21 protein-coding genes are annotated in these 23,630 nt (G+C 72.0%); 10 read left to right on the top strand and 11 right to left on the bottom strand.

The genetic code is table 11. The annotated features are described in order from the left end of the window. Positions 1-27: 27 nt before the first annotated feature. Positions 28-759, bottom strand: a complete 732-nt coding sequence (locus ACFYM6_RS21825; RefSeq protein WP_387278094.1) for a GntR family transcriptional regulator — start codon at positions 757-759, stop codon at positions 28-30. A 137-nt stretch (positions 760-896) separates the two neighbouring features. Here ACFYM6_RS21825 and ACFYM6_RS21820 point away from each other — a divergent pair, with 137 nt between their 5' ends. From ACFYM6_RS21820 to ACFYM6_RS21790, 7 genes are all read left to right on the top strand, one after another. Continuing rightward, positions 897-1,838: a sugar phosphate isomerase/epimerase family protein gene (locus ACFYM6_RS21820; protein ID WP_387278092.1), complete on the top strand. Its 942-nt coding sequence runs from the start codon at positions 897-899 to the stop codon at positions 1,836-1,838. Further along, positions 1,835-3,565, top strand: coding sequence for a dihydroxyacetone kinase family protein (locus tag ACFYM6_RS21815; protein WP_387278090.1), 1,731 nt, complete (start codon positions 1,835-1,837; stop codon positions 3,563-3,565). Before ACFYM6_RS21820 ends, ACFYM6_RS21815 begins: the two co-directional genes overlap by 4 nt. Next, positions 3,562-4,017 (top strand): ribose-5-phosphate isomerase, encoded by a 456-nt coding sequence (locus tag ACFYM6_RS21810; RefSeq protein ID WP_387278088.1) that lies wholly within the window; start codon positions 3,562-3,564, stop codon positions 4,015-4,017. The genes ACFYM6_RS21815 and ACFYM6_RS21810 overlap by 4 nt, the downstream gene beginning before the upstream one ends. A 4-nt stretch (positions 4,018-4,021) precedes the next feature. Next, on the top strand, positions 4,022-4,798 hold the full coding sequence (locus tag ACFYM6_RS21805) for a triose-phosphate isomerase (protein WP_387278086.1): 777 nt from the start codon (positions 4,022-4,024) through the stop codon (positions 4,796-4,798). A gap of 104 nt (positions 4,799-4,902) precedes the next feature. Continuing rightward, positions 4,903-5,877, top strand: a complete 975-nt coding sequence (locus ACFYM6_RS21800; RefSeq protein ID WP_387278084.1) for a tripartite tricarboxylate transporter substrate binding protein — start codon at positions 4,903-4,905, stop codon at positions 5,875-5,877. Further along, the gene (locus ACFYM6_RS21795; RefSeq protein WP_387278082.1) at positions 5,878-6,417 is read left to right on the top strand and encodes a tripartite tricarboxylate transporter TctB family protein; all 540 of its coding nucleotides are present in this window, start codon (positions 5,878-5,880) and stop codon (positions 6,415-6,417) included. It begins immediately after the preceding gene. 3 nt (positions 6,418-6,420) lie between these two features. Further along, entirely contained in the window at positions 6,421-7,932 is a 1,512-nt protein-coding gene (locus tag ACFYM6_RS21790) for a tripartite tricarboxylate transporter permease (protein ID WP_387278080.1), read from the top strand. A 106-nt stretch (positions 7,933-8,038) separates the two neighbouring features. On the opposite strand, the gene ACFYM6_RS21785 is transcribed toward ACFYM6_RS21790, so the two are convergent. Next, positions 8,039-8,899: a hypothetical protein gene (locus ACFYM6_RS21785; RefSeq protein WP_387278078.1), complete on the bottom strand. Its 861-nt coding sequence runs from the start codon at positions 8,897-8,899 to the stop codon at positions 8,039-8,041. Between the two features lie 374 nt (positions 8,900-9,273). Next, positions 9,274-9,879: a hypothetical protein gene (locus tag ACFYM6_RS21780; RefSeq protein WP_387278076.1), complete on the bottom strand. Its 606-nt coding sequence runs from the start codon at positions 9,877-9,879 to the stop codon at positions 9,274-9,276. 865 nt (positions 9,880-10,744) lie between these two features. On the opposite strand from ACFYM6_RS21780, the gene ACFYM6_RS21775 reads away from it, so the two are divergent. After that, positions 10,745-11,794, top strand: a complete 1,050-nt coding sequence (locus ACFYM6_RS21775; protein WP_387278137.1) for a permease — start codon at positions 10,745-10,747, stop codon at positions 11,792-11,794. Next, entirely contained in the window at positions 11,791-12,543 is a 753-nt protein-coding gene (locus tag ACFYM6_RS21770) for a TIGR03943 family putative permease subunit (protein WP_387278074.1), read from the top strand. The genes ACFYM6_RS21775 and ACFYM6_RS21770 overlap by 4 nt, the downstream gene beginning before the upstream one ends. Before the next feature lie 129 nt (positions 12,544-12,672). Here ACFYM6_RS21770 and ACFYM6_RS21765 read toward each other — a convergent pair whose 3' ends face one another. Beyond that, on the bottom strand, positions 12,673-13,599 hold the full coding sequence (locus ACFYM6_RS21765) for an NAD(P)/FAD-dependent oxidoreductase (protein WP_387278073.1): 927 nt from the start codon (positions 13,597-13,599) through the stop codon (positions 12,673-12,675). Positions 13,600-13,615: 16 nt separating this feature from the next. Next, on the bottom strand, positions 13,616-15,601 hold the full coding sequence (locus ACFYM6_RS21760) for a condensation domain-containing protein (RefSeq protein WP_387278071.1): 1,986 nt from the start codon (positions 15,599-15,601) through the stop codon (positions 13,616-13,618). Positions 15,602-15,688: 87 nt separating this feature from the next. Here ACFYM6_RS21760 and ACFYM6_RS21755 point away from each other — a divergent pair, with 87 nt between their 5' ends. Beyond that, positions 15,689-16,411, top strand: coding sequence for a class I SAM-dependent methyltransferase (locus tag ACFYM6_RS21755; RefSeq protein WP_387278069.1), 723 nt, complete (start codon positions 15,689-15,691; stop codon positions 16,409-16,411). Between the two features lie 50 nt (positions 16,412-16,461). On the opposite strand, the gene ACFYM6_RS21750 is transcribed toward ACFYM6_RS21755, so the two are convergent. The 6 genes from ACFYM6_RS21750 to ACFYM6_RS21725 are packed head-to-tail and all read right to left on the bottom strand — an operon-like array spanning position 16,462 to position 23,628. After that, positions 16,462-17,607 carry a class I SAM-dependent methyltransferase gene (locus tag ACFYM6_RS21750; protein ID WP_387278067.1) on the bottom strand — a complete coding sequence of 382 codons (1,146 nt, stop codon included), beginning with the start codon at positions 17,605-17,607 and terminating at the stop codon, positions 16,462-16,464. Next, positions 17,604-18,962 carry a class I SAM-dependent methyltransferase gene (locus ACFYM6_RS21745; protein WP_387278065.1) on the bottom strand — a complete coding sequence of 453 codons (1,359 nt, stop codon included), beginning with the start codon at positions 18,960-18,962 and terminating at the stop codon, positions 17,604-17,606. Before ACFYM6_RS21745 ends, ACFYM6_RS21750 begins: the two co-directional genes overlap by 4 nt. Next, the gene (locus tag ACFYM6_RS21740) at positions 18,952-20,367 is read right to left on the bottom strand and encodes an ATP-binding cassette domain-containing protein (protein WP_387278063.1); all 1,416 of its coding nucleotides are present in this window, start codon (positions 20,365-20,367) and stop codon (positions 18,952-18,954) included. The genes ACFYM6_RS21745 and ACFYM6_RS21740 overlap by 11 nt, the downstream gene beginning before the upstream one ends. Beyond that, entirely contained in the window at positions 20,364-21,185 is an 822-nt protein-coding gene (locus tag ACFYM6_RS21735) for an ABC transporter permease subunit (RefSeq protein WP_387278061.1), read from the bottom strand. The genes ACFYM6_RS21740 and ACFYM6_RS21735 overlap by 4 nt, the downstream gene beginning before the upstream one ends. Continuing rightward, positions 21,182-22,105, bottom strand: a complete 924-nt coding sequence (locus tag ACFYM6_RS21730; RefSeq protein ID WP_387278059.1) for an ABC transporter permease subunit — start codon at positions 22,103-22,105, stop codon at positions 21,182-21,184. The genes ACFYM6_RS21735 and ACFYM6_RS21730 overlap by 4 nt, the downstream gene beginning before the upstream one ends. Next, positions 22,102-23,628 (bottom strand): ABC transporter substrate-binding protein, encoded by a 1,527-nt coding sequence (locus ACFYM6_RS21725; protein ID WP_387278057.1) that lies wholly within the window; start codon positions 23,626-23,628, stop codon positions 22,102-22,104. Before ACFYM6_RS21725 ends, ACFYM6_RS21730 begins: the two co-directional genes overlap by 4 nt. Positions 23,629-23,630: the final 2 nt, after the last annotated feature.

Below are 23,630 nucleotides of genomic sequence, written 5' to 3'. Positions count from 1 at the left end.
CGCGTCAAGCCCGGGTTCCGCGAGCGGTCAGCTCTCCGCCAACGAGCGGGCCCGTACCCCCAGCAGGTGGGCCCGCATGGCGTCCTCGGCCCGCTGGTCGTCGCCGGTGGCGATCGCCTCGAGGATCACTCCGTGCTCGGCCACCGCCTGGTCCACGTCGGTGAGCCCGTGGCCGAGCGACTGGCGCATCCGGTGCACCTGGGGGGAGAGGCCCTCGGCCAGCTGCAACAGGTACTGGTTGCCGCAGTGGTGCAGGATCACCCGGTGGAACGCCCAGTCGGCGGTGTAGTACCGGCGGATGACCGGCCAGCTCGTCTCGTCGCTGGTGGCCCGTACGCGCTTGACGTATTCGGCCGCCATCACGTGGTCGGAGTGTGCGGCCTTCAGCTCCAGCAGGGCGGCATCACTCATCGGAACGGCGCCGCGGACGGCGGCGACCTCCAGGATGGTGCGGGCGTCGACCAGCTCGGACATGCGGTCGGCCGACAAGGGTGACGCCACCCGGTAACCCTTCAGCGCGGCTCGGGTGACCAGGCCGGTGTGCTCGAGCTGCACCATCGCCTCGCGGACCGGCGTGGGCGATACGCCGAGCTGCCGGGCGAGGGCGTCAATGCTCAACGACGCGCCCGGCTTGACCCGCCCCTCCAGCAGCAGTTCCAGGATCGCGTCGTAGACGCCATCGCGCAGGGCGCGCCGCTCGACCGTGCGGCCCAGGTCGGGCTCCGGCCGGGCGGGATTCGGGGTCGTCGGGGTTGTCATGGTGGCTGAGATCCTACCGGTCCCACCTCTAGACACGGGGCGCATGGTCATGGATCCTACAGGATCTAGGCGCAACGAGGCGGCAATGCCATGGCAACGGGACGGCAATCACCCGGCGACTTCGATCGGAGACAGGAATGGTTTGGACGGCAGAGCAGTGGCCCATCGGCGCTGCCCTGATCCAGTTCCCCGGACAGACCCGAGCGGGGACGAGTGTCCAGGACGCCGGCCCCGCCGAATGGGCCCGGGTCTTCACCGAGGTCAGCGCCTGCGGGTTCGACCACGTCGACATCACCGACAGCTGGCTGCGTCCGGGGGACCTCGATGATCGCCAGCGGGCAGAGCTGGCCGGCACGCTCAAGGAGTGCAACCTCGGGGTCACCGCCATCTCCGTCGTCCGGCGCAGCATCCTCGACGCCCGCGACGGTGAGGCCAACCTCCGGTACGCGTTGCGCACGATCGAAGCGGCCGCAGCCATCGGCACCAGCGTGGTCTGCCTGGGTCTGCACCGTCCGCTGACCGACCGGCAGCAGGCGGCCCAGTGGTTCTGGACCGAGCCCGGCCCGCCCGACACGCAGCAGGACAAGGCGAGCTTCGCGCTCGCGGTCGACCGGTTCACGCAGATCGGCCAGCACGCCGCCACCTTCGGTGTCGCGCTCTCCCTCGAGATGTACGAGGACACCCTGCTCGGCACGGCGGAAGGCGCAGCTGCGCTGGTGGAGGCGATCAACCTGCCGAACGTCGGGCTGAACCCGGACATCGGCAATCTCGTCCGTCTGCACCGGCCCGTAGCGGACTGGGAGCAGCTGCACCTCAAGACGCTCCCGTACGCCAACTACTGGCACATCAAGAACTACTACCGCGACCACGATCCAGCCACCGGGGCGTACTTCACGGTCCCAGCTCCGGCCGAGTCGGGCCTGATCAGCTACCGGCGCGCTATCGAGATCGCCCTCGACGCCGGCTTCCAGGGCCCGATATGTGTCGAGCACTACGGCGGTGACGGATTGGGCGTGTCAGCCCGCAACCGCGACTACCTGCGCGGCCTTCTCCGCACGAAGCTGGGAGCCGTACGATGACGCGCCTGGTCAACGCCGCCGCAGAGTTCGCCAGGGAAGCGCTTGAAGGATTCGTTGCCGCCCATCAGGACTACGTCCTGGCGGTTCACGGCGGCGTCGTGCGCGCCGCGGCCACCCCGCCCGGTCAGGTCGCGGTCGTGCTAGGCGGCGGCTCCGGACACTACCCAGCCTTCGCCGGCTGGGTCGGCCCGGGGTTCGCGCACGGCGCCGCGTGCGGCAACACCTTCGCCTCGCCAGCGGCGAACCAGATCCACTCGGTCGCCCGCGCCGCCGAAGCCGGCGGCGGCGTCATCCTCGGCTTCGGCAACTACGCGGGAGACATCCTGCACTTCGGCCAGGCCGCCGAGCGGCTGCGCGCCGACGGCATCGACGTTCGCACCATCGCAGTGGTCGACGACATCGCCTCGGCCCCATCCGAACAGCGGCACCGCCGCCGCGGTGTCGCCGGTGACCTCATCGTCTTCAAGATTGTCTGCGCGGCGGCCGAGGCAGGCCTCGACCTTGCCGCCGTCACGGCGATCGGCCAGCGCGCCAACACCGCCACCCGGTCCTTCGGCATCGCCTTCGACGGCTGCACCCTGCCCGGCGCCGACCACCCCCTGTTCACCGTCGACGGCGGACAGATGGCCATCGGGCTCGGCATCCACGGGGAACCGGGGATCGGCGCGAAGCCGCTGCCCAGTGCCGACGAGGTGGCGGATCTGCTGGTCGACGAGATCCTCGACGAGGCCGGCGCCGATGGATCGGGCAGCCGGGTGGCGGTGCTGGTCAACGGGCTCGGGTCGATCAAGTACGAAGAGCTGTTCGTCATCTACCGCCGGGTCGCCCACCGGTTGCAGCGGGCCGGTCTGACCATCGTCCGCCCAGTGGTCGGCGAGCACGTCACCAGCCTGAACATGGCCGGGCTGTCGCTGAGCCTCACCTTCCTCGACGACGATCTGGAGGCGTACTGGATCGCTCCTGCCGACGCACCCGCCTTCCAGCGCCGTCCGGCGCCGCAACACCCGCCCCGCCCCGCGCTGCCGGCTGCCCCGATCCGGCCGCAGCCGCGGCCGGCACCGCCCGCAGCGCAGATGGGCGCCACCCGGGTCGCGCAGGCCCTGGCCGCGGTCCGAGACGTCGTGCTCGCTCACGAGACCCGGCTCGGCGAGATCGACGCGGTGGCCGGCGACGGAGACCACGGCATCGGCATGGCGCGGGGCAGCATGGCCGCCGCCGAGGCGGCCGCGGCGGCGGTAACCGAGCAGGCCGGGGTCCGGGGACTGATGGTCGCCGCCGCCGACGCTTGGGCCGAGCGGGCGGGCGGCACGTCAGGTGCGCTCTGGGGCGCTGCCCTCACCGCCGCCGGCGCCGCACTGGACGACGATCAGCTACCGGCACCCGGTGACGTCGTCCGCGCGGTCACGGCGGCCGTCGAGACGATCGTCCGGCTCGGCGGTGCGCAACCGGGCGACAAGACGATGGTCGATGCCGCCGTGCCGTTCCAACAGGTGCTCACAGCAGAGACGGCGGCGGGAGCATCGCTGGCCGCCGCCTGGTCGGTCGCCGCCGCCTCGGCGACCGCTGCCGCCGAGGCGACCGCTCGGATACCCGCCCGGTTGGGCCGGGCCCGCACCCACGGCGACCGCAGCATCGGTGCCCCCGACGCCGGGGCGATTTCCTTCGCCCTGATCGTCACCGCCCTCACCGACCACGTCGCCACCGATCAGCCTGGGGAGCAAGGATGACCCTACGAATCGTCGTCGGCGCGGACAGCGCCGGTTTCAGCTACAAGGAGACGCTCAAGGCCGACCTGGCCGCCAACCCCGCGGTGCGGGAGGTCATCGACGTCGGCGTCGCCTCCGGCGAGGACACCGACTACCCGCACATCGCCGTCGCCGCCGCCCGCCTCATCGTCGAGGGCTCCGCTGACCGTGCCCTGCTGGTGTGCGGGACCGGGTTGGGCGTCGCCATCGCCGCGAACAAGGTACCCGGCATCCGGGCGGTCACCGCCCACGACTCGTTCTCGGTCGAACGCGCGATCCTGTCGAACAACGCCCAGGTGCTGACCTTTGGCCAGCGCGTCATCGGGCTGGAGTTGGCCCGCCGGCTGGCCAGGGAGTGGCTGACCTACTCCTTCGACCCCACCTCCGCCTCCGCGGCCAAGGTCGCCGCGATCTGCTCGTACGAGGGGGACTGACGCCATGGTCCGGTGGATCGGCACCAGCTGGAAGATGACCAAGACCCGGGCCGACGCGGCAGCATACGCCGAGGCGCTGCGCGCGGCCATCCCGCCGGGCGGCTGGCCCGGTGTCCAGCCGTTCGTGATTCCCCCCGCCACCGCGATCTCCGTGGTCCGGGACGTGTTAGGACCGTCGTCGCCGATCATCGTCGGCGCACAGAACGCGCACTGGGCCGACGCCGGCGCCTGGACCGGGGAACTATCAGTGCCCCAGGTAGCCGACGCCGGGGCGACGCTGGTCGAGATCGGACACTCGGAGCGGCGCCAGCATTTCGGCGAGACCGACGATACGGTCAACCAGAAGGTCCAGGCCACGCTACGACACGGCCTCACGCCGCTGGTCTGCGTAGGGGAGCCGGTCCAGGTGCGGGCCACCGGCAGGGCCGCCGAGTACGTGCTCCGGCAGACCGCCACCGCCCTGAATCAGGCGACAGCGCCGTCGGCGGTGCTGCTGGCGTACGAGCCCGTCTGGGCGATCGGCGAGCAGGGCCGAGAGCCCACCGTCGCCGAGGTAGCCGAGGTCACCGAGGCACTCGCCGCCGAGTACGGCGACAGAATCTCCGGCGTGCTGTACGGCGGCTCAGTCAACCCCGCGAACGCCCGGCAACTGCTGCAGGCGCCCGGCGTACGCGGGCTGTTCATCGGGCGCAGTGCGTGGACCGCCGACGGCTACCTCCGGCTGCTGCGCATCGCGACCGACGTGGCACAGCAGCTCCACCCAGTACCAGCGCAGCGCTAGCCGCCTGCACCGACCGGGCCGGATTGCTCGAGCGGCGGCCCACAACCTTCATCAACGCAGCATCCGACCTAGCCTACCCACCACCACACCACGAAGGGTTCACCATGAAGCGCAGTACTTCGCTGTTGACCGCGGTCGTGGCCGCCTCGGTCCTCGCCACCACCGGTTGCAGCAGCGCCAACGGCCAGGGATCGGACGGCGGATCGTTCAAGCCGAGGGGCAACGTCACGATGGTTGTCCCCTTCGGTGCGGGCGGCGGCAGTGACGTGTCCGGTCGGTCGATCGCCGCGGGCCTGGAGGCGGTGGTTCCAGGCCTGCACGTCAACACGGAGAACCGGGACGGCGGCTCGGGCGCGGTCGGCTACTCCTACTTCCTCAGCAAGAAGGGCGACCCCAACTATTTGCTGCCCAGCGAGACCGCCCTGCTGGCCCTGCCACTGAACACCAAGGTGAACTTCGACTACACCTCCTTCACCGCGATCATGAAGATCGGCGACGACTTCACCCTGGCCGTCGTTCCCGCCAACTCCCCGTGGCAGACCTGCGCGGACGTGGTGAACGCCAGCAAGACCGGTCGGGTGCTCGCCGGTGTCTCCGGAGCGACCAGCCTCGACAACGTGGTCTTCACGCTGACCGAGCAGGCCACCGGCGCCAAGTTCGACCGGGTTCCGTTCGAATCCGGCGACGAACTGCTCGCGGCGCTGCTGGGCAACCAGATCCAGGTCGCCTCCCTCAACCCCGGCGAGGTCGTCGAGCAGCTCAAGGCCGGCAAGCTCAAGGCGCTGTGCGCCTTCTCAGAGAAGCGGTACGACTACCCCGAGCTCAAGGACATCCCGACCGCCAAGGAGCAGGGGGTCGACGTCGCGTACGCCCAGTTCCGGGGCATGATCGCACCCGGTGGGATCAGCCCGGAGGCACAGCAGTTCTGGGTCGACGCGAGCCGGAAGTTCGTCGAGTCCGACAAGGCCAAGCAGTACATCGCCGGCAACTACCTACAGCCGAACGCTTTGTTCGGTGCCGACTTCACCCAGTATCTGAAGGACAACAACGGCCTGCTCAAGAAGGCGCTGGGTAAGTAGGTGAGCGCGCTGACTCGGCTTCGCGGCAGCGGCGAGGCAAGGGCGTACGCCGTCCTCGCCCTGCTCGGCCTCGCCGCCGCGGCGGGAGGCCTCTCCTACGGCGTGTTCGTTGACGACGGCCGGGTCGGTCCCGGCTTCCTCCCGGTCGTCGCCGGCGGGCTGACCGCTCTGCTGTGCGGCTGGATCGCGGTCCGGCCAGGCGTCGAGCGTGCCGGGGTGACCGACGCGGCAGAGCCTGCTGAGGCACCGGACGCCGACGACGACATCGACATCACGGGGCGCAGCCGGCGGGAGCGAGTCCGCAACCTCTGGGCGGTGTTCGCGCTGACCTTCGGCGCGATCCTCCTGGTACAGGTCGTCGGATTCCTGGCGGCGTTCGCCGGACTGGTCTTCGTGATCTCCACCTGGATCGAACGACAGTCGCTGGTGCGATCCGCCCTCATCGCTGCGCTCACCGCCGCCGTGATCTACGGCGTCTTCGGACTGTTCCTCAGGGTGCCCCTGCCCGGCGGGCTATTCGGACTCGGTACGGAGGGCTGATCGGTGATCGACAACGTTCTGCTCGGCTTCCAGACCGCGCTCACCCCCGAGAACCTGCTCTGGTGCTTCGTCGGCGTCCTCGCCGGCACCGTGATCGGGCTGCTCCCCGGCCTCGGATCAACCACCGGCGTGGCCGTGCTCCTACCACTGACCCTCGACTTCGAGCCCGTCACCGCGCTCATCATGCTCGCCGGGATCTACTACGGCGCGCAGTACGGCGGAACCATCACCTCAGTACTGATCTCCACCCCGGGCGAGGCGTCGAGCGTCGTGACCACCCTCGACGGCTACCAGATGGCGCGTAACGGCCGGGCCGGCGCAGCGCTCGCCATCGCCGCGATCGGCTCCTTCGTGGCGGCGATCTTCTCACTCGTCCTGCTGATGGTGCTCGCACCGCCCTTCGCGGGCTTCGCGCTGAAGTTCGGCCCGGTGGAGAACCTCGCCATCATGATCCTCGGCCTGGCCACCATCGTCAGCTTCTCCGGCGACTCACGGATCCGCGGCTTCGCGATGGCCGCCGCCGGCCTGCTGCTGGCGACCGTCGGCCTAGACGCCGGCACCGGCACCTCCCGCTTCACCTTCGACAGCATCAACCTCCTCGGCGGGGTACCGTTCGTGGAGGTCATGATCGGACTGTTCGCCGTCGGCGAGGTCATGTACCAGATCCGCGTCGGTGCCGCCGCGCCGATCCGCACCCGCTTCCGGGACCTGCTGATCACCAGAACCGAACTGCGGCGCAGCATCGGCCCGATCGGACGCGGCAGCATCCTGGGCTTCCTCCTCGGCTGCCTCCCTGGATCCGGCTCAACGCTGGCCTCCTTCATCGCATACGGCGTGGAAAAGCGGGTCGGCAAGAACAAGGATCAACTGGGGCGCGGAGCGATCGAAGGGGTCGCCTCCCCGGAGAGCGCCAACAACGCAGCCGCAAACGCCAACTTCGTACCAACCCTCACCCTCGGCATCCCCGGCGGCGGCACGACCGCAGTCCTCCTCGGCGCCTTCACCATCTACGGACTGCAGCCCGGACCGCTGCTGTTCGAAAGCCAGCCGAAACTCGTCTGGGGCCTGCTGGTGTCGTTCTTCATCGGCAACGTGATGCTGCTGGTGCTCAACCTGCCGATGGCACCGATGTTCGCCCAGATGCTACGAATCCCGTACGCCTACCTGTATCCGATCATCCTGTTCACCAGCTTCGTCGGCGCGTACTCCATCGACAACAACATGTTCAGCGTCTGGGTCGTCTTCGCCGCCGGCATCGCCGGGTACTTCATGCGGCGCTACAACCTCCCAATGGCACCGCTGGTCCTCGGCCTGGTGATCGGCCCGCTCTTCGAGAAGGCGCTCACCCAGACGTCGGCCCTCGGCAACGGCAACCTGCTGATCGTTTTCACGCACCCGATCGCACTGGTGGTGCTGGCCATGGCCGTCCTGCTGGTGGCCGGCCCCTGGCTGATACGACTGCTCCCGCACGGCAGCAACGCCCCGCCCAAGGACCGCGAACCAGTGGGTGTCTGACAGACCGGCGGACGTTCGGTGGGCGGTCGGCAAGGCCAAGGTGTTCGTGTCCAGGAATGGCGCCTGTCCCGGTGACCCACGGGCCAGGCGCCATTCCTGTCCGAACTCAGCTTTTGCCTTGGCGCCGGTGGCTGGTTCGGTCGACGAGTTCCCGTACGGCCTCCTGGTACTGCGGTTGTGTGTGATAAGGCCAATGGCGCTCGACTGGTGGTGGGACGGTGTCCGCTGGGTCGATGGTCAGGGCGCGGGGATCGCGGAGGCGGACATCGACCTGGCTTGCTGCGGGGTTGCCGCACGTGGGCTCGGCGGCTCGGTGGTCGAAGATGGGTCCGCCGATGGGGTCGGTGTCTCGCCAGAGGTTGCGCCATCGCCAGTCGAGCCGTTCGCCGAGGTCGCACAGCACGTGCTGGCCGAGATAGGCGGGGTAGAGGCGGGCGTAGATGCGCCCGAGTGGGCTGCCGTGGGTCAGCAGCGCCACGTTGGGCAGGGCGGCCGGAGGCAGTCGGAGGACGGTGGCTGCGGCGAGGACGGAGCCGTGGCTGTGTCCGGAGATGGCCACGGGGCCTCGGGCGGCGAGGGCGGCGACCCGTTTGGTCAGTTCGGGCACTGCCCGGGCGGCGTAGCAGGGGGGTGCGAACGGGTGGACGGTGCGCGGCCAGAAGGTGCCCAGGTCCCACAAAACCGCGACGAGGCGTCGGGTCTCGGCCGATCGGTATGAGCGGTATCCGAGGATCATCAGGCCGATGACGAGCAGGCTGATGGCCCAGATTCCGACGTCGGTGAGGTAGGCGGCGAGCACCGCGGTTCCGTCGCGTTGCCCGCTGAGTTGGGTCGCGAGCTGGGTGGGGCCGACTCCGATGAGGTCGAGTGCGATGGTGGCCAGGCCGAGGGAGGAGATCAGGAAGAACGCGACGAGCATCGGACCCAGTTCCTCGGCCACGTGCGACTTGGCGACGATCTCGCGCACCAGGTGGAGCCGGCGCGCCGCGTGTGTGGGGGGACTTGGGAATAGTCGTGTGCGACGACCTTCTCGGCCAGGGCGCGTCGCCGCCGGCGGGTGAGCAGGAGAGTGGCGGTTGCTGCTGCGGCGACGATCAGCAGGGCGGAACCGCAGATACCTGCGCTCACGCGGGATCAAGGCCTGCATCCCCAGCAAGAAGGACCAGGAGGGAGACTCCCCAGCGCGGACGACCTTTGGTCCATGGAGCCCGTCAGCCATGCCCGCAGTATGCCGGCAACCGGCCGCTCGGTTGGTACCCCGACCTGCTGCCGACCGTAGACCCGGCGGCTTCTACGCCTTCCTTGACCGCTACCCGGCGATGACCAGGGCGGCGGTCGGTTTCAGCCGTCGGAGCCTTCGGCGGCGCCATCTGGCGTGAAAGCACCCTCTGCATCGCCGGCGTCTAGGTAGACGTGTTGGTGGCCCCGGCCGGCGTCGATATTGATCTGGTCAAGCTGGGCCGCGGCAATCGACCAGGTGACCGACGCGAGGTCCGCTTGCCGCGCCGCCAGCGCCAACTGGTTCTTGCGTACGGGGGCGGGGCTGGTGACGGCGAGGGAGACAGAGTCGACCGCGATGGTGCCCTGATCCACCGCGCTTCTGAGGCCACCACGGGCTACGTTGGTTGCGGTCGTGCCCGACGGTGGGTCGTCGAACTGTTCGGTTAGCTGGCGCATGGTCTGCTGCCATTGGTGGACCTGAGTCGCCTCGGGCGTCCGTCCGGCGTCCGAGTCCTGCTTGATGGCGAGAATGATCGGCGAGAGCTGGTCGGCTGTTTTGCGGGCCATCTCGGTGAGTTCGATGATCTGCTGGACGTCGCGTTTGGCGTTGGCTTCGCGCATCTGTGCGATGCCTGCTTCGGTCGGGCTTGGCTGGCCTACGGCGAACCCGATCAGTCCGCCGACCAGGCCCAGAGCCAACGCCGCCGCGGCAGCGCCCGCGCCCATCCTTGTCGTGGATCGCTGTTGCCGGGCAGGTGAGGCCAGGAGGTAGGACGGTCTTCCGGTTCGACGGGACATGGCATCCCCCGCATCGATGGTCGTTTGGCTCGGAGCGTAAGGCCTTTGACCACGCCCAGTCGATAGTTCGGCTCAGAGAACACGAAGTTTCATCCGTCGATACGAAAGATGTCCGGCAAGGATGCGGGCAGGAGGCACATCAGTTGGGCGATCAGGCGCGTTGGCCTGCTCTTCGGCCTGCCGCCACAGTGGCCGGTGACCGGGTGGGCGGGGCTCGTATGCCGACAGTTGATGCTCGGGCTCAGCCCCGACGGTCCGGCCGGCCCAGGGGCTCAACGGCCCACAGCGCTCATGGGTGTGCCGGTTCGGATGGAAAACCGGATCTGGAAGCGCTCGTGGGCTGGGCCGATGTCTGATGCCGATCACGTCCGGTTGGGCGGATCCGCCGGCGAGTTCGCCACGGCGGGCCCGGATGACGGCTGGGAAAGCGGCCGCTGAACCTGGCGAGTCTGCTCAAGTTGGCAACCGATTTCCTTTGGCGGATGCCGTGGGGTTGCGGCAGCGGCCGCGTGCTGCATCAGACCCAGAGTGGCCTGGTGCCTTGTCACAGACTGATCACGACCGGCGGAGACGTAGTGACAGTCGATTTCAATAGCCGGATGATGCTCCTCGTTCGCCCGCCGCTGGGTGGTTGTCGTCGGAGGAGTCCGTGCGTGAGTCAGTCATCCCCGCAGGCATGCGGACCCTCGCGGCGCAGGCCGACGCAAGGGGTGGTGGCCTTCGCCGCTACGGGCCCTGCCTCACGTTCTCACTCCAGCATGCCCTGCATTGGACATTGGAGAAGGTGATCGCCCTGAGCACGACCGATTCCGCGCCCCCTGCCGCGCCGCCCGGCGAGCAGCACCCGCACCCGTCATCGGGGACGGATTCGAAGCCCACGCCGCCGAAACGCGGTCGGGCGATCGGTTCTGTCGAAGTGCTGTGCGTGGTCCTCATCCTCGTCGGCGTCCTGTACCGGCAGATTGGCGGGTTGTTCGCTGATCCGCGGTTGCAGACGTGGTTGACGGTGTTCGTGTCGGTGATGGTGCAGGCGGTGCCGTTCCTTGTGTTCGGGGTGGTGCTGTCGGCAGTCATCGCGGTGTTCGTGCCGCGTTCGTTCTGGGCCCGGGCCCTGCCCCGGCATCCGGCGCTCGCCGTGCCGGTCGCCGGCGCGGCCGGGGTCGTGCTGCCCGGCTGTGAGTGCGGGTCGGTGCCGATCGCGGGGTCGTTGATCCGCCGCGGGGTCACTCCCGCCGCCGCGTTGGCGTTCCTGCTGGCCGCGCCGGCGATCAACCCGATTGTGCTGACCGCGACCGCCGTGGCGTTCCCGCGTAACCCGGAGATGGTCGCCGCCCGCGGCGGGGCGAGCCTTGTGGTGGCGGTGCTGATCGGATGGTTGTGGCTGCGGCTGGGCCGCACCGAGTGGATCCGCCTGCCGCATCGGGCGCACCTCGACGGCCTGCCGCGGATGGCGGCGTTCTGGGCGGCCTGCCGGCACGACATCATCCACGCCGGCGGGTTCCTCGTCTTCGGCGCGATGGCGGCGGCCACGATCAACGTGGCCGTCCCGCAGCAGTTCCTGCACGACCTGGCCGCCCGTCCGGTGCTGTCGGTGCTGGCGCTGGCGGCCCTGGCGGTGCTGTTGTCGATCTGCTCGGAGGCGGACGCGTTCGTCGCCGCGTCGTTGTCGCAGTTCTCCTTGACCGCGCGGCTGGCGTTCCTCGTGGTCGGTCCGATGGTTGACCTGAAGCTCGTGTCCATGCAGGCCGGGATGTTCGGGCGGCGGTTCGCCGTCCGGTTCGCGCCGGCGACCTTCGTCTTGGCCGTGCTGGTCGCGGCAGCAGTGGGGATGGTGATCTGGTGAACCGGGGCGCTCAGGCCGTGGTGATGGTGTTCTTCGGTGGTGCGATCCTGCGCGCCAGCGTCACCGACGTGTATCTACGCTACGTCAAACAGGGCCTACAGCCGTTCCTCATCGCCGCCGCGATCCTGCTGATCATCGCCGCCGTGGTGGCCTTAGTGCAGGAGTTCCGTGGCCCGCGTGAGGCGGATGCCCACTCCGCCGACGACGACGGGCACGGGCACGACCACTCCGGGCCGGCGGCGGGTTGGCTGCTACTGCTGCCGACTCTTGCGTTGCTCTTCGTCGCGCCGTCGGCTCTTGGCGCCGACACCGCCGCTCGCGCCGGCTCCGCCCTGACCAGCAGCCGGCAGGAGACCGAGGGAACGTCGGGCGAGTACAGCCCCTTCCCGCCCCTGCCGTCGGGCGACCCGGTCAAGCTCACCCTCCTCGACTACGGCTCCCGCGCCCTCTACGGCGAGGGCAAGACGCTGCGCGACCGGCAGGTCCAGCTGACCGGCTTCATCGCACCCGGCGCGGACGGCCAACCCATGCTCGCCCGCATCATCCTCAGCTGCTGTGCCGCCGACGGCATACCCGTCAAGATCGGCCTCAGCGGCGATGTGCCCCGTCTGCCCACCGATAGCTGGGTGCAGGCCACCGGCCGGTGGGTTCCGCAAACCGCCAAGGACCCGATCAACGGATCCGACATCCCGTACCTGGAGGTGGACACCTGGCAGAAGATCACGCCACCCAAGAACCCGTATGAGTAGGGCGCGCCGGAGGCCGGCGGGCGTTCGAGCCATAAATGTGCCCGTGGACGCCCCGCCGGGCCGAGTACTGCGACGCGACCCTTCATCCTCGTTGGGGAGCTATCGGCGTGGCAGCCGGCCAAGGGGCTGTCAGCCAAGTGGGACGGGTAGGCCGGCGCGGAACAGGCCCTGTTCGAGCCAGACGGCGGCGCGTACGCCGTCGGCGGCGGCCTGGCTGACGAGGGTGAGCCCGTCGGGTAGGGCGGGCAGGCGGGCGAGGTCGCCGGCGGCGGACACGCCGGGCACAGTGGTCTGGGCGAACTCGTCGACGCGCACGTAGCCGTCGGGCAGTAGTTCGGCGCCGAGCTGGGCGGCCAGGGGTGCGTGCTGGCGGGTGGGCGCCCGGTGGAAGACGACCTGCCGGTCCAGGGTGGTGCCGTCGGCGAGGTGCAGCTGCAGCGCGTCGAGGTCGCCGGTGAGCGTGGTGAGCGGCTGCTCGATGAGGGGAATGTTCAGCGCCTTGAGGTTGTCCAGGATCGGCTCGGGTAGCTGGTGCGGGCCGTGGGTGGCGACGACGACGTCGTCGGTGTACCGGTCGGCGAGGTAGGCGGCGAGCATGACCTGGGCGGGTTCGCGGCCGAGCACGGCGATGCTCTTGCCGCGGGCTTCCCAGCCATGGCAGAAGGGGCAATGGAAGACGCTGCGGCCGAAGCGTTCGGCGACGCCGTCGATGGGCCAGGGTTCGTCGACTTGGCCGGTGGCCAGTAGCAGGCGGCGGGCGTGGTGGATGGTGCCGTCGGTGAGGGTGACGGTGAAGTCGTCGATGCTGCCGTGGGCGGCCTCGACGCGGGTCTGACGGATCTCGACGCTGGGGTAGGCGGCCAGTTCGCGGTGGCCGGTGTCGAGTAGGCGCAGGGGTGGGAACCCGTCGCGGCTGAGGTACATGTGGATGCCGTCGGCGGGGTGGTTGCGCGGTGGGCCGCCGTCGATGAGCAGGGTGCGGCGCTGCTGGCGGCCGAGGACCTGGGCGGCGCTGAGCCCGGCGGAGCCAGCGCCGATGATGATGACGTCGTACACCTCGTTGGTGCTCCCTCTACTGGGTCGGGGTGGGGCGACCGGCGGCGGCGAGGCCGGCAACGGTGGGCGCGGCGAGGAAGTCCCGCACGGTGGCGCCCGCGAGGCCGTCGCGGGCGAGCCGGGCGAGGGCGCGCACGGCGAGCAGGGAGTCGCCGCCGAGGGTGAAGAAGTTGGTGGTGCGGTCGGTGACCGCGACGCCGAGCAGTTCGGCGAAGACGGCGGCGATCTGTTCCTCGACGCGATCGCGGGGCGGGCCGGGGTCGTCGTCGCCGGCCTGCGGTGCCTCGTCGAGCAGGCCGAGGCGTAGGCCACCGGCGAGGGGGTCGGGGTCCGGTGCGGCAGGCAGCGGCACCGACTCATGCCAGGCGTCGGCGTCGGCGAGGGCGGCAGCCTGGTCGACGAACTCGGCGAACGCCCCGTCGACCTGTTCGGCGGGCAGGATCTCGGCGACGGTGCTGAACACCAGTACGAGTTCGTGGTCAAGTTCGAACAGGCGCGCTTCGAGGGCCACCTGCGGGGTACGCAGCTGGTGGTGGTGGTCGGCGGCGTTCACGTCGCCGAGCGGGCCCGCGTGCCGGGGCGCCCGTTCGCCCATCGCCGCGTCCATGCCGATGGTGCTGAGGAACACCACCGGGGCGACCGGTCGATGGGTGCCCCGCAGGCGGGCGAGATCGCGGGCGATCTCGACACCCGAGACAAGGTTGTGGGCCGTGTGCTCGGCGAACCGGCGCTGGGTCTGCCCGGCCAGCTCGGCGAAGCTGGCACCCGGTGGCAGGTCGACCGGCAGCAGCATGGTGGAGGCGAACGCTCCGACGAGGCGGTGCACGTCGGGGTGCAGCGGAAGCCGGTTGAGCTGCAACGTGTTCAGTAGCAGCCGGTGGTGCCCGGCCCAGCGGGCCAGCACCGTGGCGTAGACGGTGAGCAGGGCTACGGACGGTGTGACGCCCTGCTCGGCGCACCGCTGCCGCAGCGCCGTCCAGACGGCTGCCGGCAGCCGGGCCTCCCGGTTCGCCATCACCTGAGGCGTCGCCTCGGCGGGGTCGCGGGCCAGCGGTAGCGCCGGCGCCGGAGGCCAGCTCGGCAGTTGCGCCCGCCACCAATCTCGGTCGGCTCGCCAGCCGGTGGTGGCGGGAAGTTGCTCGAGGGCGTTGACGTAGTCGCCGAAGTCGACGTCGAGGGCGGGCAGGGTGGCGTTGACGTCGGCGGCGAGGGTGAGCAGCTCGCGGGTGAGCACGTTGGACGACCAGCCGTCGACCAGCAGCAGACTCAGCGACAGGTGCAGTCGACCCCGGCCGGCGGGCAGCAGGCTCAGCCGCACGTCGACGCCGGGCCCGCGGGTGGGATCGGGGCCGCGGGTGCTCATCTCGCGGCGCAGCACCTCCAGCCGAGCGTCGGGGTCCGGATCGTCGCGCAGGTCGAGCACGTGCAGCGGCGGAACCGCGCCGGGATGCTCGAGGGGCAGCACGTGCTGGTGGCCTTCCGGCGTGACCCGGGCCCGTAGGGTGGGCTGGTGGGCAGCCAGGCGCTGCAGCGCGTCGCGCAGCGCCTCCGGTGCCTCGTCAGGGTCGACGTCGGTCAGGGCGAGGTCCAGGTAGTAGTGCGCGGAGTCGTAGGACAGCTCCCAGCCGTCCTGCTGGCCGACGAAGTAGCCCTGCTGCAGCGGCAGCAGCGGGAACGGCGCTGCCGGGTCGGCGCGGCGGCGCAGGTCTACGGGCAGAGGCCGGTCGCCGGTCGTGGTGCCGTTGGCGCGGCTGGCGACCAGGGCGGCCAGTTCGGTGAGCGTGGTGTCGACGCGTACGTCGGACAGGGCGAGCTGCACGCCGAGTCGCCGGCGCACCAGCGCGGACATCCGTACGGCCAGCACGGAGTCGCCGCCCAGGCGCAGGAAGCTGACGTCACGGGGCAGCGCGTCGGGGTCGATGCCGAGCAGTTCGGCCCAGATGCCGGCCAGCACGGTGGTCTGGTCGTGCTCGGTGGAGGCGGCGGTCGAGGTGAGGGTCATGGGCGTCGCAGCCTCCAGCGGTGATGGCCGGGATGTCACCATGGCAGCCTAGTCGAAAATGAGAACGGTTTCCACTAGCCTGGCGGCATGGAAGACGGATACGAAGCGTCGGGGGAGTTCATCGAGGTCCTGAGTGGACCGCCATGGCAGGTGCTCCGCGATCCGGTGCGGGCGGCGCTGCGCGGGGTCGATCCCGAGCACGGGCCGGTGCTCGACGTCGGCGCCGGCACCGGCCTCGGTACGCAAATACTTGCTGATGCCTGCCCCACCGCGGCGGTGCTGGCCGTGGAGCCGTCGCCGGTCCTGCGCGCGGTGCTGCTGTCCCGCGTCGTCGCCGACGCGGACCTGCGCGAGCGGGTTACCGTGCTGGCCGGCGACGCACTCGGCGCGCCACTACCCGAGCGGCTCGGCGCGGTGCTCGCGGCCAACATGATCGGACACCTGCCCCCGCAGGACCGGCGCGAATTCTGGCACCGGGTCGCCGCGCGCCTGGCGCCCGGCGCGCCCCTGGTGGTCAACCTGCAGCCGCCGGCCGAGCCGGCGGTAGTCGGGTTCACCGCCTTCGGCGCGGTGCGCATCGGCCGGCACACCTATGAGGGCGGCGGCAGCGCCGAGCCGGCCGGGCCCGACACGGTGACCTGGCGGATGCGCTACCGAGTGCTCGAAGGCGACGTTGTGCTGCGGGAACACACCGTCGATTACCCCTGGCACGTACTGTCGGAGCACGACCTGAGGGCCGAGTTGGCCGAGGCGGGGCTGCGCGCCGAGGTCGGCCCCAAGGATGTGGTGCGTGCCGTACGCGCCGGGTGAGGCAGCGGGACGGCGACGGCCGCTGGCCGCAGCGGCAGAGCCCCGGCGGCTCACCGGGCTGCCAGGAAGACGTGCTGGCCGAGGGCGCTCAGCGGATCGTCGGGATGCGGCAGGTCCAGCACGCCGGTGAACCCGGCGGCGGACAGTTGCGTCAGCCACTGGGTGCGGGTGAGGAAGATCCGATCAGTGCCAGCGCGTAGGTCGCCGCTGCCGGCCGCCGGGGTGCCCGGGCGGGCGGACATGAGGAACTGCATCGACGTGGCGATCTGGTAGTGCTCGCGGCAGGATTCGATGAGCAGCAGGTGGCCGCCGGGTGCCAGCAGCGTGCGCAGCCCCGCCAGCAGCCGGGTTATGTCGACCGCGTTGTGCGCGACGTTGGCGGCGACGATGGCATCCTGCGAGCCGGCGGGTAGCTGTTCCGTGGGGTGGCGGTTGATGTCGAACAGCCCGTAGGTGAGGAAGTCGTAGGCGGCGAATCGGTGCCGTGCGGTGTCGAGGAAGAACCGGGACACGTCGGTGAAGTGGTAGGTCACCGGCTGCCCGGCCAACGCGGGCAGCACGTCGGTGGTGGTGCCGCCGACGCCGGCGCCGAGTTCCAGGATTCGCAGCGGCCCCGGCCTACGGTGCCGGCCGGCCAACGCGGCGAGGGCGGCGGCGGTGACCGAGTTGAGGTAGCCGTTGATCACGTTGTCCTTGTAGGCGGCCTCGGCGGTGGCCAGGTCGTCGTCGGCGAACAGCAGCGCCTGCAGGGGCACCTCGTCGCGGAGCAGTTGCGGCAGGTGCACCGCAGTGGTGGTGAAGAACTGGGTCATCGCGGCCGGGTAGCCCAGGCCGGCGCGGGCGGCGTCGAGGTCGCGGGCGGTGGCGGCCAGGTCATCGTGGGTGGCCGGGCGTAGCCCGTGGTAGCGGCCGGGGCCGGCGTCGTGACGCAGCCAGCCCTCGGCGGTGAGTACGGCCAGCCAGCGGCGCAGGATCCACCGGTGCCGAGGGGCGACGCGCAGCAGGTCACCGACCTCGTCCGCGGTGCCCGCCACACCTGCCCGGAAAGCGCCGCCAGCGTGCAGCGTGGCCGCCATTGCCACCAGCGCCGCCTCGTCGAGCCGGCGCATGAATCCCGGCAACGCCGCCCGGTTCACCTCGGTCATGGCCTGCTCGCCGGCCTGCGCCGCCCGCTGCCGGATCAACTCGATGCTCATCCTGCGGCCCGGCCCAGGTCGACGCGGACCGGGATGCCGGCGGCTGCGGGCAGGCGGCGGCGCAGGGTGCGACGGGCCTCCTCGGTCAGGCGTCGGCGCACGAACGCGGGCAGCGGCTCGTGGGCCTGCCGGTCGCCGCCGGCGAAGGCAGCGGCGGGAACCGGAACGGCGCTGGCTGGTGCGACCAGCTCCAGCAGCTTGGGGTCGTGCGGGTCCAGCAGCACGGCACCGCGGTCGCCCGCCACGCCGTGCAGCGCGTGCGCGGTGACCGCGTCCGGGGCGCCCGGGTGTAGCAGTGCGTTGGGGATGCCTTGCACGTGGACGGGTCCGTCGACCAGCAGCTCCCGGACCGCGTCGAGGCGGTCGGGTGCTGGCAGGTCAGCCCACCGCACGGCGGGCGGACGCGACGCCGGGGCCGCGGTATCGACGTGCAGCACGGTGTCGAAGCGGTAGCGGGTCAGTTCGGTGTCGGCCCGCATCGTCTTGGCGTACACGCCGACCTGGACAGCCCGGCCGCTGCCGCCGGTGGCGACGGCGATGGTGGCCGGGTCGACGAGCAGCTCCTCCTCCCGGGCCGCGCGGGCCGTCGCCCGCGCGGCCACGGTGGCGCCGCCGGCGTCCGGGTCGGCGGCGCGTTCGGCCCACCGGCAGAAGTCCTCGTGCAGGCCGGCGTGGCGCACGTCGCCGACGACCACGGCGCCGCCCGGGGCGACGAGGTCGATGGCGGTGGCCACGACGTGGGTCAGGTAGGCGACGGTGGGGAAGCATTGCGTGACCGAGTTGAGCACGACGCAGTCCGGCCGCCCGCCCGGGAAGCCCAGCTCGTGCAGGGCCCGTCGTACGGGCGCGCCGGCCAGCTCGTGGGCGGCGGCGCGCAGCACCCGCACGGTGGGCGGCGCGGCCGCGGCCAGGGTGGCTACGGCGTGTTCGGCGACGTCGGTGCCGACGTAGCCGGTCAGGTGCGGGTGCAGGCGGTGCATCAGCAGCCCGGTGCCGCAGCCGAGTTCGAGCACGTGCCGGGCTCCGGTGCCACGGATGAGCGCGACGGTCCGATCGACCCATTCGGTCATGTGGTCGGTGGGCAGCGGCTGGCCGGTGTCGGTGGCCCGCCAGCCGGACAGGTCCAGGTCGTCGGCGTGGCGGCCGTGCGCGCCGGCGTACGTCGCCTCGTACAGCTCGCTCCAGTGGTCGAGGAACTCGACGACCAGCGCGCCGGGGTGGTCGCCGACAGCCAGCGCGGCGGGTTCGGGCGCGATCCGCAGGCCCGCCTCGTCGGGGTACGCGGCGGCGATCCACGGGTGCGCGGCCAGCACGGCGGCGGCCTGGCTGGTTGGGGTGGGCGAGTCAACGGGCATGGGCAGGGTCCTCCGAGGCGAGGTGGTTGTCGTGCAGGAGCAGGACGCGGTCGGTGCGGGCGGCGACCGCCGGGTCGTGGCTGGCGGTGAGCACCGCCAGGCCGTCGCCGCGTAGCTGGTCGAGCAGGTCCAGGACACCGGCCGCGGTGGCGGCGTCGAGCGCGGCGGTGACCTCGTCGGCCAGCAGCAGCCGCGGTCCGGCCGCCAGGGCGCGGGCGAGCGCGACGCGTTGCCGCTGCCCGCCGGACAGCTCGTGGGGGCGGCGTGCGGCGATGTCCGGGTCGAGACCGACCTGGGTCAGCAGCCGCGCGATGTGAGTGTCGGGGGCGTCGACGCCGGCCAGGGTGCGTAGCGGGCGGGCCAGTGTGGCGCCGACGCGGTGGGCGGGGTTGAGCGCGTCGGCCGGGTGCTGGCCGACCAGTTGGACGGCCCGCAGCAGCGGCCGGGTTCGGTGGCGGACCGGCCACGGCAGGTCCGTGTCGCTCAGCCGGGCGTGCCCGGCGTCAACCGGATGCAGCCCCGCCAGGGCCCGCAGCAGGGTGCTCTTTCCGCAGCCGGACGGTCCGCGCACCGCGACGAACTCGCCCGCCGCCACCTGGAAGTCGACCTCGCGCAGCAGGGCGGCCCCGCCGGGCGGCTGCGACACCGTCAGGCCGCGAACGTTCAGCAGCGGTGTGGCCCCAGGCGCCGGCCGCGACACCGATCCGGTCGCCGCGGCCGTCGCCGGTGCGCCGATCTGTACGACGCGGTCGGCGAGGGCGGCCACGACGGCGGCGTCGTGCGACACGAGCAGGGTGACGCAGCGGGGATCGCCACGCCGGACGCGGACCGCGGCGGCCATGAGCTGCATGGCCGCCTCGTCCAGAGCGCTGGTCGGCTCGTCGAGGACCAGCAGACCGGGTTGGGCGGCTACCGCCCGGGCGACGGCGACGCGCTGGGCCTGTCCGCCGGAGAGTTGGTGGGCGCGACGGTCGGCGTACCTGGCCGGGTCGAGGCCGACCGCGGCGAGCGCTGCCCGGCTGGATACGACATCGGCGCCGCTTTCGGCGACCAGCGCGGCGGCGCGCCGCAACGGGTGCAGCGCCTGGGCGGGATCCTGGCCGACCACCCCGACGCGGCGACGCCGCCACCGGCGGGCCGCCGCGCCGGGCGCGACGACTGTGCCCTGCCAGCGCACCTGACCTGCCGCGCGTCGCAGCGGCGGTGTCAGCGCGTCGAGCACGGCCGACAGCAGGACCGTCTTGCCCGCGCCGGACGGGCCGACCAGCGCCACGACCTCGCCCGGGCCGGCGTGCAGGTCGACCGGGCCGATCACGGTGCGTCCGGCGGTGTCCACGACGTGCAGGCCGGTGACGGACAGCCCGCCGGCCACCGCCGCGTCTGATGTAGCGCCGTTGCCGGTCATGCCGGCCGTCCGCGGGTGCGGCCGGCGAGCTGACCGGCGACCGTGACGAGCAGGGACACCACGGCCAGCGCGGCCGCGGGTGCGGCCAGCGCAGCGGGGTTGAGAGCCGCGCCGGTGAGGTTCTCCCGGATCATGGCGGCCCAGTCGGGCGCGGGTGGCGCCGGCCCCAGACCCAGCAGACTCAGCGCGGCAGCCAGTTGCAGGGCGACGACGAACCGGGCGGCCAGGTCCGCGCGGACCAGCCCGGCCAGCGCGGGCAGCACCTCCCGCGCCAGGATCACCGGGTCGGACTCGCCGCGGCCGAGGGCGGCCTCGACGTACCCGGTGTGCCGCACCGCGGTGACGGTGTCGGCGACCACCCGCAGGGTCAACGGGGTGCCCCCGCACACCGTGCCCGCGACCACCGCCGCCGGGCCCGGCAGCGCGACGGCGAGGACCATCGCGATCAGCAGCAGCGGCACCGCCAGCAGCAGGTCCATGCCGGCGGTCAGCAGCCGGGCAACCCGGCCGCGGTGCCAGCCGACGACCAGCCCGCCGGCCACCCCGACCGCGCTGGCGGTGACCGCCGCCGCAGCGGCGGTCACCGCCAGATACCGGCCGCCGGCGAGCACCCTCGACAGCACGTCGCGGCCGAGGGCGTCAGTGCCCCATACGGCGTCGGGGCCCGGCGGCGTCCAGGGGGCACCAACCGGGGCGGTGGGATCGTGGGGAGCCAGGATGCCGCCCGCCACCGCCAGCAGGCCGACGACCGTCACGGCCGCCGCCCCGGTCCAGGCGCCGTGCCGGACGCGGGAGAGCCAGGCAGCGGGGCTGGTCATGCGGGTGCGCTCCGCGCGTCGGTGGCGGCGGCGAGCAGGTCGGCGAGGAACAGACCGGCGAGCACGACCGCGGCGGCGAGCATCGCCACCGCCTGCACCACCGGCGTGTCCCGGTTGGCCACGGCCCCGGTGAGCAGCTCACCGAGCCCGGCGTAGCCGAACAGGGTCTCCACCACCGCGGTCGACGCGACCAGCCCACCGGCGACCACCGCGACGACCCGCGCGGCCGGGGCCAGCAGCATCGGGCCGACGTAGAGAACGGCGACGCGCCACCGGGGCAGCCCGCGCAGGTGCGCGTCCCGCACGTACGGCCGGGCGGCGGCGTCAGCGACGACGCCGCGCAGCAGGGCCGCCCCGTACGTCGCCGACGGCAGCGCCAGGCTGAGCACAGGCAGCGTCAGCGCCCGCGGGTCGGCGGGGGTGCCGCCGGGCGGCAGCAGCGACACCGGCGGCAGCCAGGCGAGCATCCCGGCGAACACGGCGGTCAGGCCGGCGGCGACCACCACTTGCGGCACCGCCGCCGCGGCGGTGACAGCGGCTGCGGCGATCCGGCCGGTCCGCGACGGCGCACCGGCGACCCAGGCCAGCGCCAGCATCGCCGGCACGGCCGCCGCCAGGGCGGCGGCAGCCAGGGCGGCGGTGGCCGGCAGCCGCTGGCCGATCAGGTCGGCCACCGGCCGGTCGGACAGCAGCGACACACCGGCATCGCCGCGCAGCAGGCCGCCGGCCCAGTCCAGGTACCGCTGCCAGGCCGGGGCGTCCAGGCCGGTGCGGGTACGGAGTTCGGCCAGCTGCGCGGCGGTGGCTCGCCCGGCGGTGCGGGCGTCCGCGGCGTCGCCGGGCAGGGCCTCGGTGGCGGCGTACACCAGCACCGAGACCCCGACCAGCAGCAGCGGCGCCCGCACCAGCCGGCGGATCATGCTTCGATCCGAACCTGGTCGATGAACAGCCGGGCGAACCCCGGACCGGTGGGCAGGCCCTGCACACCCTTGCGGGTCAGGTCCAGGCCGTCGCCGGTGCCCCACACGACGTAGCCGCCCTCGTCGCGGACCTGCCGCTGCAGCTCACCCAGGGCCCGGTTGCGGGCGGCCTCGTCGGGGTTGGCCAGGGCGGCGTTCAGGGCGGTGTCGAACGCCGGCCGCTTCCAGGCCGTCTCGTTGGTGGGGGAGGTGGACAGCAGCGCCACCCGGGCCACGTCGAAGAACGGGATGCCGCCGAAGTAGCCGGTGTAGAAGTCCTGCTTGGCCCACACGTTGGTGAAGTAGGTGTCCGGCGGGTTCAACTTCACCTGCGCCGTGATACCGGCCTCGGCCAGTTGACGGGCGAACAGGGTGGCGGCGGTGTCCATGCCCGGGTACGAAGTGGTGGTGTGCAGCGTGACCGTCAGGCCGTTGCCGTAGCCGGCGTCGGCCAGCAGCTGCTTGGCCCGGGCGACGTCGCGCTGGCGCGGGGCCATCCCGGTCGGGGCGGACGGGTCAGCCGGGGCGAGCACGTCGTCGCCGACCTGCCCGTAGCCGAGGAACGCCGCCTGCACCAGCGCCGGCCGGTCGGCGGCCAGCTTGACCGCCTCACGTACCCGCGCGTCGGTGAAGGGCTTGCGATCGGTGCGCATCACGAACGGGTACATGGTCACCGCCGGGCGGCGCACCAGCGTCAGGTCACCGCGACCTTCGGCCTGCTTCGCCGCCGTCGGGGCGATGCTGGCAGCCACGTCGGCCTGCCCGGACAGCACGGCCTGCGCGCGGGCCTGTGGGTCGGCCACGGCGCGAACCTCGACCCGCCGCAGCGGCGGGGTGGGACCCCACCACCGGTCGTGGCGTTCCAGCACCGCGGTCTGGGCGTCGCTGCTGATCAGCCGGAACGGCCCGGACCCGGGCACCGGGTTGGTGAAGTCGTCGCTGCCCTCGGGCACCACGAACGTCACCGACTCCAGGGCGCGGGGTACGTCGGCGAACGGCTGCCGGCTGACGACCTCGACGGTGTGCTCGTCGACGACCTGCGAGGCGGCCAGGTCGAACGCGGCAAGCCGGCCGTAGTTCTCGGCGGCCTTGCGTTCGATGCGCCGCAGCGAGTACAGCACGTCCGCAGCGCGCACCGGCCGGCCGTCGCTGAACACCGCGGTGCGGCGCAGGGTGAACCGCCATCTGGTCAGGGTCTTGTCGGGCTGCCAGGACTCGGCCAGCCGCGGCTGGGTGCGGCCGTCGGGCCCCTGGGCGGTGAGCACGTCGTAGGTCAGGGCGAAACGCAGCGCGTCGGACTCGTTGGCCAGCCCGCCGTGCGGGTCGTTGCTGGCCGTGGCGGACGAGCCGATCGACACGTAGCGCAGCGTGTCGCCGGAGCTGGTCGTGGCCGGCGCGGCGGTGCCGCCGCAGCCGGCCATGGTGGCCAGCAGCGCGAGGACGGTCAGGACGCCGGCACGCCGGCGCCGTAGGGGAGTTGCCATGA

It is taken from the genome of Micromonospora sp. NPDC006431, assembly GCF_042870725.1.
Classification (GTDB): domain Bacteria; phylum Actinomycetota; class Actinomycetes; order Mycobacteriales; family Micromonosporaceae; genus Micromonospora.
Note: the sequence above shows the minus strand (reverse complement) of the source record. Positions and strands in the feature narration are given on the sequence as shown.